The following is a 13,380-nucleotide window of genomic DNA, read 5'->3' as shown; positions in this document are numbered from 1 at the left end:
GGTCAGTTCCCGTGCAGGCGCTGCGTGGCGCGCCGTGCGAACCACTCGGATGCGATCAGCGCGCCCATCGCGATCACGATGGAGATCAGCACCAGCCGCCCCGCCGCGCGGTCGCCGTCGGGCGTCTGGATCAGCGAATAGATCGCCGAGGAAATGGTCTGGGTCTCGCCGGGAATGTTCGAGACGAACGTAATGGTGGCGCCGAATTCGCCGATCGCCTTGGCAAAGCCGAGCACCATGCCGGCCAGGATGCCCGGCAGCGCCAGCGGCAGGGTCACGGTCGCAAATACCTGCCACGGCGCAGCGCCGAGCGTGCTCGATGCCTGTTCCAGCCGCCGGTCGATCGCCTCGATCGACAACCGGATCGGCCGCACCAGAAGCGGAAACGACATCACGCCGCAGGCCAGCGCAGCGCCGGTCCAGCGAAACGCGAACACGATGCCGAGATTGTCGGCCAGCCACGCGCCGACCATGCCGCGGCGGCCGAAGGTGAGCAGCAGCAGATAGCCGGTCACGACCGGCGGCAGCACCAGCGGCAGATGGACCAGTGCATCGAGGATCGACTTGCCCCAGAAATTATGCCGCGCCAGCAGCCACGCCAGCGCGATGCCGAACGGCGTTGCCACCAGCGTTGCAATGACGGCGACCCGCAAGCTGAGCAGGATCGCCGTCCATTCCGTCGGCGAGATATCGAACATCAGGTCGAGGGGCTGACCAGGAACTTGAAACCGTATTTCTCGAGGATGTTCTTGGCCGCGGTCGAGCGCAGGAAGGCAAGATAGTCCGACGTTTCCGGCTTGGCGGTCGTGGTCGCTGCGACGGGATAGATGATCGCTGGATGGGAATCGCCGGGGAAGGTGCCGACGACCTTGACGCCGGGCTCAACCCTGGCGTCGGTGGAGTAGACGATGCCAAGTACGGCTTCGCCGCGCGCCACCAGCGTCAGCGCCGCGCGCACGCTGTCGGCCATCGCGAATTTCGGCTCGGCCGCCTGCCAGGAGCCGAGTTTCTCCAGCGCCGCCTTGGCGTACTTGCCGACCGGCACGGATTTGACGTCGCCGGTCGCGATCTTGCCGTCACCCGCGAGCTTGGCGAGGTCGAAGCCCGCGCCGATGCTGACATTGTCGATCTTCGAATCCTTCGGCGCGATCAGCACGATGGAATTGCCGAGCAAATTGAGCCGGGTCGGCTCGTTGATGGTCTTCTTGCCGATCGCGTAATCCATCCAGTCGGTGTCGGCGGAGATGAACACGTCGGCCGGCGCGCCCTGTTCGATCTGTTTTGCCAGTGCCGAGCTCGCGGCATAGCTGACCGTGACCTTGACGCCGGTTTTGGCAGCATAGGCGGCGTCGATGTCGTCGAGCGCATTCTTCATCGAGGCGGCGGCGAACACCGTGATGGTCTTGTCCTGTGCGGCAGCGGGCGAATGGATCGCGCCGAACAGAATGAAAAAGGCGGCAAAAATTCCGGCGGGACGATACATGTTGGCGCTCCGTGCGAGTCCGCGGCGCGGTTGGCGCGCGCAAATCAGGCATTGGTTGGGTCAGGGATGCGACAGGCGGAAGCGCCGTTCCGGCAATCCCGATGACTTACGGTCGGTCGGGATATCGCTGACCGGAACATAGCAGGCTGGCAGGCCGGGTAAAGAGACCCAAGGGGACTTCTCGTCTCACAGCTCGGCCTATTCGGTCGGCAGGATCGCGATCGAGATCGAGTTCTCCCTGGTCCCGCTGACCTGCACCACGAACGGGTTCGCCGACAGCTCGAATTTCATGGTCTTGCGGATGCCGTCGCAATCGGTGGCGCCGCTGTGCGCCTTCGGTTTCAGGAAGCTGCCGTTTTGTACCACATCGACCCAGCCGCCCGAGGACAGGCTGATGCTGTAGAGGCCCGCCTTCGGCGGCGCCTTCACGCTGACGAAGCCGGCAAAGGTGCCTTCCTTGGGCGCGCGCTCCGGCGGCGTCGGCAGCCTGGCTTCCGCGGGCGCGACCATGGCGAGTGTCAGGCCCGTTGACGGCAATGTCCCGAGTTCACCGCCCGACGCAAACCTGGCGCGATCCGGCGCGGTCAGCATCGCGCGTTCGCGCTCGATCGGCCATTTGAACTTGTCGCAGCCGCTCGGCTCTTCGGCGGCAAGAGCGGGCGCGGCGCCGATCAGCAGCGCCACCAGCAGGATAGCGCGCATGTCAGTCCACCGCGATCATGACGTCCGAGGCCTTGATCACAACGATGGCCTTGCCGCCCGTCTTGATGCCGAGGTCATCGACGGCTTCGTTGGTGATCGAGGAGGTGATGATCTGGCCACCTCCGATATCGACGCGGACATGCGAGGTGGTCGCGCCTTTCCTGACTTCGACGACGGTGCCCTTGATCTGGTTGCGTGCACTGATGCGCATGACGGTCCTCACGAAATGATGCCGCGCGCAGCTAGGCCGCGCACAAGTTATCGGTTGAGATGTGAAGCGAAGGACCGTCGTCCCAGGAAATCTGCCCGCGCTTACGGCGCGAGGCGCTGCAACACTAGCGCATTGCGGACGAGAATGAAATGCCGGCTATTGCTTTGCATCCGGTGCGGTCAGCACCGCCTTGCAGGCCGGGGGGAGCTGCGCCATCGTCATCGGCGGTTTTGGTTTCGGCGGGATGAGCGGCGGTTTCGGATGGAGGACCGAGTCCTTGAACCAGAAGGCGAGGTCGCCGGCGCTGCAGCCTTCGCCCTCGGTCGGATCGGGCTGGCTCTCGCATTCGCCGGCGCCGGGCGGGCATTTGATGCGGATGTGGAAGTGATAATCGTGGCCGTACATCGGCCGCACCTTGTGCAGCCAGCTGCGATCGCCCTTGGCCTCGCGGCACAGCGCCTTCTTGATCGCGGCATTGACGAAGATGCGCTGCACCGTCGGCTCTTGCGCGGCAGCGCGGATCACCACCAGATGGCTCGGCGTGAACACTTTGGGATCGATGTCGAGCCGGTCGGAGCGCACCATCATGACCGCCGATATTTCCTCGCGTTCGTTGCGCGACAACCGTCGGTTCGGCATCGGCGTCAGCCAGATGTCGGCATCGAGCCCTACCTGATGGCTGGCATGGCCTGTCAACATCGGGCCGCCGCGCGGCTGCGACATGTCGCCGACCAGAATGCCGGGCCAGCCGGCGTCCCTGTGCGCCTTGTTGGCCAGCCGCTTCACCAGCGCGACTATGTCGGGATGCCCCCAGTAGCGGTTGCGCGACAGCCGCATCACCTGCCAGGTGTCGCCGTTGATCGGCAGTCCCTCCGCGCCCGCGATGCAGCCATGGGCGTAAAAACCGAGCACCCGCGTCGGCGTCGCCGCCGGCAGCAGCTTGCGGCCGAACAATTCCTTGGCGGCGATGTTGGGGTCGTTGGGGTTGGCCAGCGGCGGCAGCGGCTTGGGGTCAACGCTGCCCTTGTCCTGCGCCCATGCCATGGTGGCATTGGCAAGACCGATCAGGACCAGGAGCGGGATCAGAATCAGGCGGGGTGTCATCGGATCACTCTAGCTGCCCAAGACGTAACATGGAATCGGCAGCGCGGGACAACCGCGCTGATCGCAATTGTTTGATCTCCCCCAGCATCTGCACGCGGCAATTCCACGCTATCCCGGTTGCCCCGGGTTAAGATTAATTTCGGACCCCTTGCGCCCGGCGGGGCCGCCGCTCTTTACAAGGGCGCGTTTCCAAAACACATCATGCCGCCATTAGAGAGCTGTTTTTGGCGGCAGGGCGTCATTATGAAATTTCGGTTGGGTATGCGGCTGTCATTTGCGGCCGCGATTTTCATGTCGGCATTGGCACTGAGCCCGGCACGCGCCGCGGTCGTGGTCCAGATCGATAAATCATCGCAGCGCATGGCCGTCAGCATCGACGGCGCGACGCGGTACAGCTGGCCGGTCTCGACCGGCCGCAGCGGCTATGGCACGCCGAGCGGCGTATTCCGTCCGCAATCGATGCATCGAAGTTATTTCTCGCGCAAATACTATAATTCGCCGATGCCGCACGCGATCTTCTTCCATCACGGATTTGCCATTCACGGCACCACGGACATCAGGCGGCTCGGCGGCCGCGCCTCGCATGGCTGCGTCAGGCTGCACCCGTCGCATGCGGCGGCGCTGTTCGCGCTGGTGCAGCGTAACGGCCAACGCAATACTCGGATTCAAATCAACTAGCGGCGTGACCTGGGCCACCAGCGTGCCACTCGTTTGATGTCTTATTGCAGCTGGATGTTGGCCGACTTGATCACCGCGGCCCATCGATCGACTTCCTCCCGCATGTATTTGGATGTCTTGTCGATGGATCCGCCGAAAATATCGGCGGACAATTTCCGCAACTGTTCCTGTACTTCGGGCTGACGCAATACCTCGTTCACGTCGGCATTGATCTTGTCGGTGATGTTCTTCGGGGTGTCCGGCGGCGCCACGATGCCATACCAGGCGACCGCCTCGAAACCGGGCAGCGTTTCGGCGATCGTCGGCACGTCGGGCAGCGCCGGCAAGCGGGCGGGCGAGGCGACCGCCAGCAATTTCAGCTTGCCGGCCTGCACCAGCGGCAGCGAGACGCCGAGATTGTCGAACATCACGTCGACGTCGCCGGCGAGCAGGCCCTGCAATGCCGGCGCCGAACCACGATAGGGAATATGGCGCAATTTCACCTTGGTCATGAGTTGAAACAGTTCGGACGTCAGATGCGAGGTCGTGCCGTTGCCTTGCGTGGCGCAGGTGAGTTTGTCGGGATTGTTGCGCAGATATTCGATCAACTCGGTCACGTTCGACGCCTTGACCTTGTCCGGATTGACAATCAGTGCGTTTGGCACCTGCGCCATCACGATGACAGGCTCGAACCTGGTCGGATCGAAGCCGAGTTTCGGGTACAGGTTTTGGTTGATCACCAGCGGTGGCGGTGGTGACGAGAGCAGCGTGTAGCCATCCGGCGCCGAACGATAGGCGGTTTCGGAGCCGATGTTTCCGGCCGCACCCGTTCGGTTCTCGATCACGACCGGCTGGCCCCATTTTCGTGACAGCCATTCCCCGACAATCCGGGGAACGGCGTCAGCGGTCCCTCCGGCGGGAAAGGGCACGACGATCTTCACAGCGCGATCCGGATAATCTGCAGCCGATGCCGGCGAGTGAGAGTGCGCGGACAAGGCCAGCAGCAATGGCAGCACCGCCAAATGCCGGCCGTTCGGGGCGAGAGCCGTAAAGCCGTGCATTGAAAATGCTCCGCTGTCGCTTCTCTTCCGCCGGTCTGCGCTGCCGGCGATGGCGCTTGGTGTTTCCTGCAAGGGAGGATAGCCTGAACGTGCAGGCTTCCGAAGCTTTTTCGGTTTCGGAGCCGAAGGATAACACGATGCAACGGAAACGGCTCAGGGTTGTCATCGCTGGCGGTGGGATTGGCGGATTGTTCGCGGCGAACGCGCTGATCGCCCGCGACTTCGATGTCTCCGTCTACGAGCAGGCGTCCGCGCTCGGTGAAATCGGGGCAGGCGTGTTTCTGACGCCAAACAGCGTGCGCCAGCTGCAACGGGTGGGCCTCGGGCCATCGGTGGAGAAGTTCGGCGCCAGGGTCGGCTCCGGTTCGCATTATTTCCGTCATGACGGAGCGCCCATCGCCCCGGTTCAGGTGACCGACTCTTCCGGATGGAACGCGACATTCGGCATGCACCGTGCCGACATGGTCGAACTGCTGGCGGCCGCGCTGCCGCAAGGCATCGTGCATACCGGACATCGCGGCGTCGGTCTTGAGCAAGCCGGCGACGTCGCGCGTGTATCGTTCGCCAACGGCGCAACTGTCGAAGGCGACATCGTCATCGCGGCGGATGGCATCCACTCCGATCTCCGGCACTACGCCGCGCCGCCGTCGCGCCCGGTGTTTCATGGATCCGTCGCCTATCGCGGCGTGCTTCCACATCACCTCATTCCGCACTGGCCGGCCGATCGCTGGTTGATGTGGCTCGGCAAGGCAAAACACTTTCTCACCTTTCCGGTGCGATCAGGCGAACTGATCAACTATGTCGGCTTCGTGCCGGCCGACGCGGAGATGAAGGAATCGTGGTCGGCGCCGGGTGACCCTGACATGCTCCGCCGCGAGTTCGAGGGCTGGGACCCGCGGATCGGGACGCTGCTCAGCCAGGTTCAAAAGACATTCCGCTGGGCGCTGTACGACCGCGAGCCGTTGCCGGCCTGGACCAAGGGGCGGCTGACGCTGCTCGGCGACGCCGCGCACCCGATGCTGCCGCATCTCGGGCAGGGCGCCAACCAGTCGATCGAGGACGGCATGGCGCTGGCGACAATTCTGGCGCGTGCCGAGCCCATCAACGTCCCGGCGGCGCTGCTGGCCTATGAGCGCCTGCGGCGCGAGCGGGTGGCGGCGGTGCAGCGCGGCGCACGCGAGAACGGCATGCGCTACAACTCCTCCTACGCTGATCTCGGCGTACGCGACGCCGAGATCACAGCGCATGCGGCGTTTCGCAGGCAGCTCTACGATCATGATGTCGTGCCGGAAGCGGAAGCCGCAGCAAGCGCGCTGACGCCAATCGCTGGCGCCTCACCGGCATCTTAACCCTTCGATAACCTTGCCGGTCACGGCAAGAATTTCGGACACTTGTCGCCGATCCGCGCAAGTGGCGATTCGGCCTTGGGTATTTCGTGGGTAGTTGGTCGATCGCCTTATGCGGCGACAGGTGCAACCCGGCCGTGAACCTCGCCTCGATTCAGCAACCGTACAAATACGCACCGCTCAAATCATTAATCTGTTCTGAAGCTATCTGGCCCACAATCGCAACGCAGTGTTGCTGTGTCGTCATGCCAACGATGACGCGGGCCAGCAGATCCGTTCGACCATTACACCCGCCAAAGGACAATTCATATGCGAGCTACTCCGTTCAACGCCTTCCTTGCTGCGTCGGCTGTTCTCCTCGCGACGAGCATTCCCGCATCCGCCGAAAACGGTGTGTCGGCTGACAAGATCGTGTTCGGTCAAGCCGCGGCGCTTGACGGTCCGGCCTCGGCCCTGGGTCAGGGCATGAAGATCGGGCTGGAAGCAGCCTTCGCCGAGATCAACAAGGCCGGCGGCGTCAAGGGCCGCAAGCTCGAGCTCAAGAGCGTCGACGACGGCTATGAGCCGACCAAGTCGATCGAGGCGGCCAAGAAGCTGCTGGAGGAAGACAAGGTGTTCGCGCTCGTCGGCGCGGTTGGCACCCCGACCTCCGCCGCCACCCAGCCGATCGCAACGGCGGCAGGCGCGCCCTTCATCGGTGCCTTCACCGGCGCTGAATTCCTGCGCGAGCCGCACAAGCCGCTGGTGATGAACATTCGCGCCAGCTACTTCCAGGAAACCGAAGCCATGGTCGAACGCGTGACCAAGGACCTCGGCGCGACCAGGATCGCGATCATGTACCAGGACGACGCTTTCGGTCAGGCCGGCCTTGCCGGCGTCAAGAAGGCGCTCGAAAAGCGGCAGATGCAGCTTGCCGGCGAAGGCACCTTCGAGCGCAACACCGTGGCCGTGAAAGCCGCGCTGCTGGCCATCAAGAAGGCCGAGCCCCAGGCCGTGATCATGATCAGCCCCTACAAGCCCGCGGCTGAGTTCATCAAGCTGGCCAAGCAGATCAAGCTCGACGCCACGTTCGTGAACATCTCCTTTGTCGGGTCCGATGCGCTGGCAAAGGAACTTGGCGCCGCCGGCACCGGCGTCGTGATCACGCAGGTCGTTCCGTTCCCGAAGGATGCGGCGATCCCGGTGGTCGGGCGCTACCATGCTTCACTCAAGGCCAGCGCGCCCGACGCCCAGCCCGGCTTCGTTTCGCTCGAGGGTTACCTCGTCGGCCGTGCGATTGCCGCAGCGCTCGAGAAGGTTGATGGCGAGCCCACCCGCCAGGCCATGATCGACGCCGTGCAAAAAGCCGGCAGCCTCGATCTCGGCGGCTTCAAGCTCTCCTACAGCCCCACCAGCAACCGCGGTTCGAATGAAGTGTTCCTGACCGTGATCCAGGCGGACGGCAGCTTCAAGGCGGTCGATCGGCTTGAGAAGACCGGATCGTAAGCACAACAAGCCGCGAGCACCGGGTAACGCCCCGTTGCTCGCGGCGCTATTTTGCCGTTGTTATTTGTTATTTGGAGTTTTGCGATGAACGCTGGCATGTCGTGGTATCGCCTCGGCCTTCGCGGTCGCTTGTTTATGGCCTTTGGCGTCGTCGCCGCTCTCACCGTGCTCGCGAGCGGCAGCGCGATCATCTCCTACGACAGCCTCGGGCGTTCGCTGGGCGCGATCTCCGAGAAGAGCCTGCCCGAGATCACGCGGGCCTCCGAGGTCGCCAGGGCCGCCGGCGATGTCGCCGCCGCGGCACCGCGCCTTCTCGCCGCGGCCGATCAGGCCGAGCGCGATCACGCCTCCAAGATTTTGACGGCCGCGCGTCAGGAGCTCAAGCAGAGCATCGGCGCGCTCGCTCCCGATGACGTCGCCAAAGTCAGCAAGACCGCCGATCGCATCCTGGTCAATCTCGACCGGCTGGTGCAATCCGTCACCGAACGCCAGACCATTGCCGCCTCGCGCGACGCGCTGGTCGCGAGCCTGCGCAAATCGCATCAGAAGCTTGCCGAAAAACTGTCGCCGATGGCCGATGACGCCGGGTTCAGCCTGACGATGGGCCTGCAGACCGCGGCCGACAACAAGGATCTGGAAGTCGTTCAGAAGACGCTGTCGGCGCTGGCCGACAATGAACTGGCGTCGCTGCAAGCCATTCTGGAGTTGCGCGCGGAATCCAATTTGATACTGGGAATCCTGGTGGAGGCCGCCGACCTGCCATCCGCCGACCTGCTGCCGCCGGTCAAGGACCGCTTCACGGCGACCGCGGGCCGCCTTGGCAAGGCAGCCGCGGCCTTCAAGAATCCCGAGGCGTCGAAACTGGTCGACGAGCTGGTCAAGACCGGCAAGGACGCCGGCAACATTTTCGAGCTCAAGCAACGCGAACTGGTGGCCGCGAAGGCCGGCGCCAATGTGGTGACGGAGAACCGCACGCTCGCCCAGGAGTTCGAGAAGGAAGTCGCCAGCCTGCGAAAGCGCAGCGAAGCGGGCGCAGCCACCGCGGTCCGTGAATCGGAATCGGAGATCGGGCAGGGACGCATCATCCTGATCAGTCTTGCGCTCGTCAGCCTCTTAACGGCGCTGGTCATCGGCTGGTACTATGTCGGACGCGGCGTCGTGCGCCGTCTGGTGCATCTGCAGAACAGCATGAAGTCGATTGCCGCGGGTGATCTGGCGACCAACATCTCGACCGGCGGCTCGGACGAAATCGCCGACATGGCGGGCGCGCTGCAGGTCTTCAAGGACAACATGCTGGAATCGAACCGGCTGCGCGCGGAACGTTCGGAAACCGAAAAGCAAGCGCATGCCCAGCGCAAGGCGGAGATGCAGAAACTCGCGGCCGAGTTCGAGGCCGCGGTCGGCGAGATCGTGCAGACCGTATCCTCGGCCTCAACGGAACTGGAAGCCTCGGCGACCAGTCTGAGCCGGACCGCCGAAGAGACGCAGCAGCTCTCCGGCAGGGTAGAGGCGGCGTCCGAGGAGGCCTCCTCAAACGTCAGATCGGTCGCCGCCGCGACGGAAGAAATGACCGCCTCGGTTGCCGAAATCAGCCGGCAGGTCCAGGAGTCGAACCGGATCGCCGGCGAAGCCGTCAATCAGGCTGAGATGACCGACGCCCGCATCAACGAGCTGTCGAAGGCAGCCTTGCGGATCGGCGACGTCGTCAATCTGATCACCACCATCGCCGAACAGACCAATCTCCTGGCGCTGAACGCCACCATCGAGGCGGCACGCGCGGGCGATTCGGGACGGGGCTTTGCGGTGGTCGCCCAGGAAGTGAAAGCGCTCGCCGCGCAGACCGCCAATGCAACAAAGGAAATCAGCAGCCAGATTGCCGGGATGCAGGTGGCGACCCAGGAATCGGTGCTGGCGATCAAGCAGATCGGCGCCACCATCGGCCGGATCTCGCAGATCGCGGCGACGATCTCGACCTCCGTGGAACAGCAAGGCGGCGCCACGCAGGAGATCGCGCGCAATGTCGAGCAGGCTGCAGTGGGCACCTCCGATGTCGCCACCAACATCGTCGATGTGAACCAGGGCGCCCGCCGGACCGGCTCCGCTTCCGCGCAGGTGCTTTCCTCGGCTCAGTCGTTGTCCGGCGAAAGCAACCGCCTCCGGCTGGAAGTCGGCAAATTCCTCGACACGGTGCGCGCGGCCTAAAGCTTTTTGGACGGCTTGCACGGTGCGGCGACCAGCGCCGGCTTAACGCTTCAATAACCCTGTCGACCATTGGCGCATATTGATGCGCCGGCGCGAGATTTCTCGCATTCCGTGTACAATCCGAATGCGTGTTGCTTGTTCTTCGTGCGCTGGATGAGATTCCGCGTGTGCATTTGCGTTTGGTGGCGCGCGCCTGTTGCAGCAACACACGCATAGCGTGAAGCAGCCTTTTTAGCGGGCACCGGAGAGCCGGGCGCGGGGCGCTTCGAACCGGCAAGAGATACCATTTTTTCAGACACTTATCGGAGAACATTGCACGCAGAAGGCGGGTGAGACGCAGCAATGCCGAAGATAAGGCCAAAGACAATCAAGAAACCAAAGCGGACCTCGATTGCTCGCCTGTTCGGTCGACCGGTAAAACCCAGCCCAAAGCTTTCAGGTAATCGCCGCCATGGTCCCGCCGAGCGGAACGAAATCCTGCGCACGCGCGCCGAGGCGGAGGCCGCGATTGCGGACGCGCGCAAGTCGCATGAGCGGCTGCGCGAGGCGATCGACATCCTGCCCCAGGGCATCGTGTTCCTCGACGCCGAAGGCCGCTACATTCTCTGGAACAAGAAATATGCGGAGATATACGACCGCAGCTCGGATCTGTTCAAACCGGGCGCGCGGCTGGCGGACACCATCCGCGTCGGCGTCGAGCGCGGCGATTATCCGGAAGCGATTGGCCGCGAGGAGGAATGGCTCGCCGAGCGTCTGACCAGGCTTTACCAGCCCGGCGATCGTCACGAGCAGACGCTGGCCGATGGCCGCGTGATCCTGATCGACGAGCGTTTGACCGAAGACGGCGGCGTCATCGGTCTGCGTGTCGACATTACCGAGTTGAAACAGCGCGAGGCGTCATTCCGCCTGCTGTTCGACAGCAACCCGGTGCCGATGATCGTTTGTTCGCTGGATGGCGAGCGCATTCTCGGCGTCAACGACGCCGCGCTCCAGCACTATGGCTATAGCCGCAGCGAGTTCGAACGACTGACGATCCGCAGTCTGCAGGCGTTCGATCCGGAATTGCCATGGGCGGGCGACCGCAGCAGCGACGAACAGGCGGCCCGGACCTGGAAGCATGTCAGGGCCGACGGCGCGCTGATTGATCTGGCGATCTACTCGCGCCAGCTCGTCTACGGCGGCCAGCCAGCCATCCTGCTGGCGCTGATGGACATCACCGAACGAAAACGTGCCGAAGCGCGGCTGGCCTTCATGGCCCAGCACGACGGTCTGACCGGATTGCCGAACCGCACCCTGCTGCGTCAGCAGATGGACGATCTGATGTTGCATACGCGGCGCAGCGCCGAGAAGGTGGCGGTGCTGGTGCTCGGCCTCGACAATTTCAAGGCGGTCAACGACACGCTCGGCCATGGCATCGGTGACAAGCTGCTGCGCGGCGTCGCCAAGCGTCTGCGATCGACGCTGCGCGAGGAAGACGTGCTGGCGCGGCTCAACTCCGACGAGTTCGCGATCGTCCAGAGCGGGGTGACGCGCCCCGAAGACGCCGTGCTGCTGGCCAGGCGCCTGCTGGAGGCGATCGGCGACCCCTATCTGCTCGACGGCCATTCGGTGGTGATCGGCGCCAGCATCGGCATCGCGATGTCGCCGGGCGACGGCGACGAGTCCGAGAGATTGCTGAAGAACGCCGACATGGCGCTGGCGCGCGCCAAGAACGAGTTCCGCGGCACGTTCAGCTTCTTCGAGGCCGAAATGGACGCCCGCGCCCAGTCCCGCCGCAAGATCGAGATCGAACTGCGCCACGCGATCGAGAACGATCTGCTGCGGCCGCATTATCAGCCGCTGGTCGACCTTTCGACCGGGCGCGTCACCGGCTTCGAGGCGCTGGTGCGCTGGCCGCATCCCGAACGCGGCATGGTCTCGCCCGGCGAGTTCATCCCCGTTGCCGAAGAGACCGGCCTGATCAACGCCGTCGGCGGCTTGATGCTGCGCCGCGCCTGCATGGATGCGGCGCAATGGCCCGACGACGTCCGCGTCGCGGTCAACCTGTCGCCGCTGCAGTTCCGCGTCGGCAATCTGCTGTCGATCGTGATGGAAACGCTGAAGCAGACGGGTCTCGCCGCCACGCGGCTCGAACTCGAGATCACCGAGACGCTGGTGCTGGAAAAGAGCAGCCAGGTGCTGGCGACGCTGCATGCGCTGCGCTCGCTTGGCGTCCGCATCTCGATGGACGATTTCGGCACCGGCTATTCCAGCCTCAGCTATCTCCGCAGCTTTCCGTTCGACAAGATCAAGATCGACCAGTCGTTCGTGCGCGATGTCGGCTCCAACCGCGACGCCCAGGCGATCGTGCGTTCGATCATCAGCCTCGGTAAGGGCCTCGGCGTCACCATCACCGCCGAAGGCGTCGAGACCGAAGCCGAACTGAGCTGCCTGCGCAATGAAGGCTGCCACGAAGGCCAGGGTTTCCTGTTCAGCCGCGCCCGCCCCAATGCCGAGATCGTCAGCCTGCTGAAGGCGCAGCGCGGCGAGGAAGCCGGCGGGGATACGGCGCTGGTGGCGTAACTCCTGAGTACGACTCTGCTTCCGCGCAGCAAGTGCGTTCCCTCCCCCCTTGCGGGGGAGGGTTAGGGAGAGGGGTGGCGGCAACGGCAGCGCCCGTGGCTTACCCCTCTCCCCAGCCCTAAGAGCGAGCTTCGCTCGTCTCGACCCCGCAAGGGGGGAGGGAGCCGACCTTTCGCGCGGTTCGCTTCTCGCTGAACACAAAAGCCGCGACAAAACGACCCGACGGGCAAATCAGTTCTGATTTACGGAAGTCGTGTCAAGCCCTGAAGTAAAAAATATTTCTGTTTACCAGAATGGCAAATCAGGTGCATATCTTTGCCCATCCCGTCCTACTCAGAGGGCGTCGGCCGTCGTCACGGACGTTGGACGGGTTGCGGTGGACGCTGGTTTGCGCTGAGACGATGGCGCGGATTAGCGTACGGCAAAACCGTGTGGTCCTGGCACCCGTTGCAGGTGTCAAGTTGCCGGAGAAGCGCAAGCGGAACCGGCAGCGACGGAGTCAACCAAGAACTCGTCTCCGGGGAGATCACGGCATAAGCCGTAAAGCCATTGCGCAGGGAAGGCCGG

The 13,380-nt window shown here is 63.9% G+C and carries 11 protein-coding genes; 5 read left to right on the top strand and 6 right to left on the bottom strand.

Translation table 11 applies throughout. The features are described from left to right. Positions 1-2 precede the first annotated feature (2 nt). From modB to mepA, 5 genes are all read right to left on the bottom strand, one after another. The gene (modB, locus tag JQ575_RS31535) at positions 3-698 is read right to left on the bottom strand and encodes a molybdate ABC transporter permease subunit (RefSeq protein WP_212037080.1); all 696 of its coding nucleotides are present in this window, start codon (positions 696-698) and stop codon (positions 3-5) included. After that, a complete protein-coding gene (gene modA, locus JQ575_RS31530; RefSeq protein WP_212037079.1) occupies positions 698-1,483 on the bottom strand; it encodes a molybdate ABC transporter substrate-binding protein in 786 nt (261 codons plus the stop codon). The genes modB and modA overlap by 1 nt, the downstream gene beginning before the upstream one ends. A 198-nt stretch (positions 1,484-1,681) precedes the next feature. Further along, positions 1,682-2,185: a hypothetical protein gene (locus JQ575_RS31525; RefSeq protein WP_212037078.1), complete on the bottom strand. Its 504-nt coding sequence runs from the start codon at positions 2,183-2,185 to the stop codon at positions 1,682-1,684. A gap of 1 nt (position 2,186) precedes the next feature. After that, entirely contained in the window at positions 2,187-2,396 is a 210-nt protein-coding gene (locus JQ575_RS31520; protein WP_212037077.1) for a molybdopterin-binding protein, read from the bottom strand. Positions 2,397-2,552: 156 nt separating this feature from the next. Continuing rightward, on the bottom strand, positions 2,553-3,500 hold the full coding sequence (gene mepA, locus JQ575_RS31515; RefSeq protein ID WP_212037076.1) for a penicillin-insensitive murein endopeptidase: 948 nt from the start codon (positions 3,498-3,500) through the stop codon (positions 2,553-2,555). 243 nt (positions 3,501-3,743) lie between these two features. On the opposite strand from mepA, the gene JQ575_RS31510 reads away from it, so the two are divergent. Then, entirely contained in the window at positions 3,744-4,178 is a 435-nt protein-coding gene (locus JQ575_RS31510; protein ID WP_212037075.1) for a L,D-transpeptidase, read from the top strand. A gap of 41 nt (positions 4,179-4,219) precedes the next feature. Here JQ575_RS31510 and JQ575_RS31505 read toward each other — a convergent pair whose 3' ends face one another. Then, positions 4,220-5,218 carry a tripartite tricarboxylate transporter substrate binding protein gene (locus JQ575_RS31505; protein WP_212037074.1) on the bottom strand — a complete coding sequence of 333 codons (999 nt, stop codon included), beginning with the start codon at positions 5,216-5,218 and terminating at the stop codon, positions 4,220-4,222. 137 nt (positions 5,219-5,355) lie between these two features. On the opposite strand from JQ575_RS31505, the gene JQ575_RS31500 reads away from it, so the two are divergent. The 4 genes from JQ575_RS31500 to JQ575_RS31485 all read left to right on the top strand — a co-directional run bounded on the left by JQ575_RS31500 (position 5,356) and on the right by JQ575_RS31485 (position 12,813). After that, the gene (locus JQ575_RS31500) at positions 5,356-6,567 is read left to right on the top strand and encodes an FAD-dependent monooxygenase (RefSeq protein WP_212037073.1); all 1,212 of its coding nucleotides are present in this window, start codon (positions 5,356-5,358) and stop codon (positions 6,565-6,567) included. Between the two features lie 306 nt (positions 6,568-6,873). Continuing rightward, on the top strand, positions 6,874-8,049 hold the full coding sequence (locus tag JQ575_RS31495; RefSeq protein WP_212037072.1) for an ABC transporter substrate-binding protein: 1,176 nt from the start codon (positions 6,874-6,876) through the stop codon (positions 8,047-8,049). A gap of 84 nt (positions 8,050-8,133) precedes the next feature. Beyond that, positions 8,134-10,251, top strand: a complete 2,118-nt coding sequence (locus tag JQ575_RS31490; protein WP_249167023.1) for a methyl-accepting chemotaxis protein — start codon at positions 8,134-8,136, stop codon at positions 10,249-10,251. A gap of 342 nt (positions 10,252-10,593) precedes the next feature. After that, positions 10,594-12,813 carry a bifunctional diguanylate cyclase/phosphodiesterase gene (locus JQ575_RS31485; RefSeq protein WP_212037071.1) on the top strand — a complete coding sequence of 740 codons (2,220 nt, stop codon included), beginning with the start codon at positions 10,594-10,596 and terminating at the stop codon, positions 12,811-12,813. The last annotated feature ends 567 nt before the right edge of the window (positions 12,814-13,380 follow it).

The sequence above is a fragment of the Bradyrhizobium sp. JYMT SZCCT0428 genome (assembly GCF_018131075.1).
In the GTDB taxonomy this organism is placed as follows: domain Bacteria; phylum Pseudomonadota; class Alphaproteobacteria; order Rhizobiales; family Xanthobacteraceae; genus Bradyrhizobium.
The sequence above is the reverse complement of the archived record's forward strand: the minus strand, read 5'-3'. Positions and strand labels throughout refer to the sequence as shown.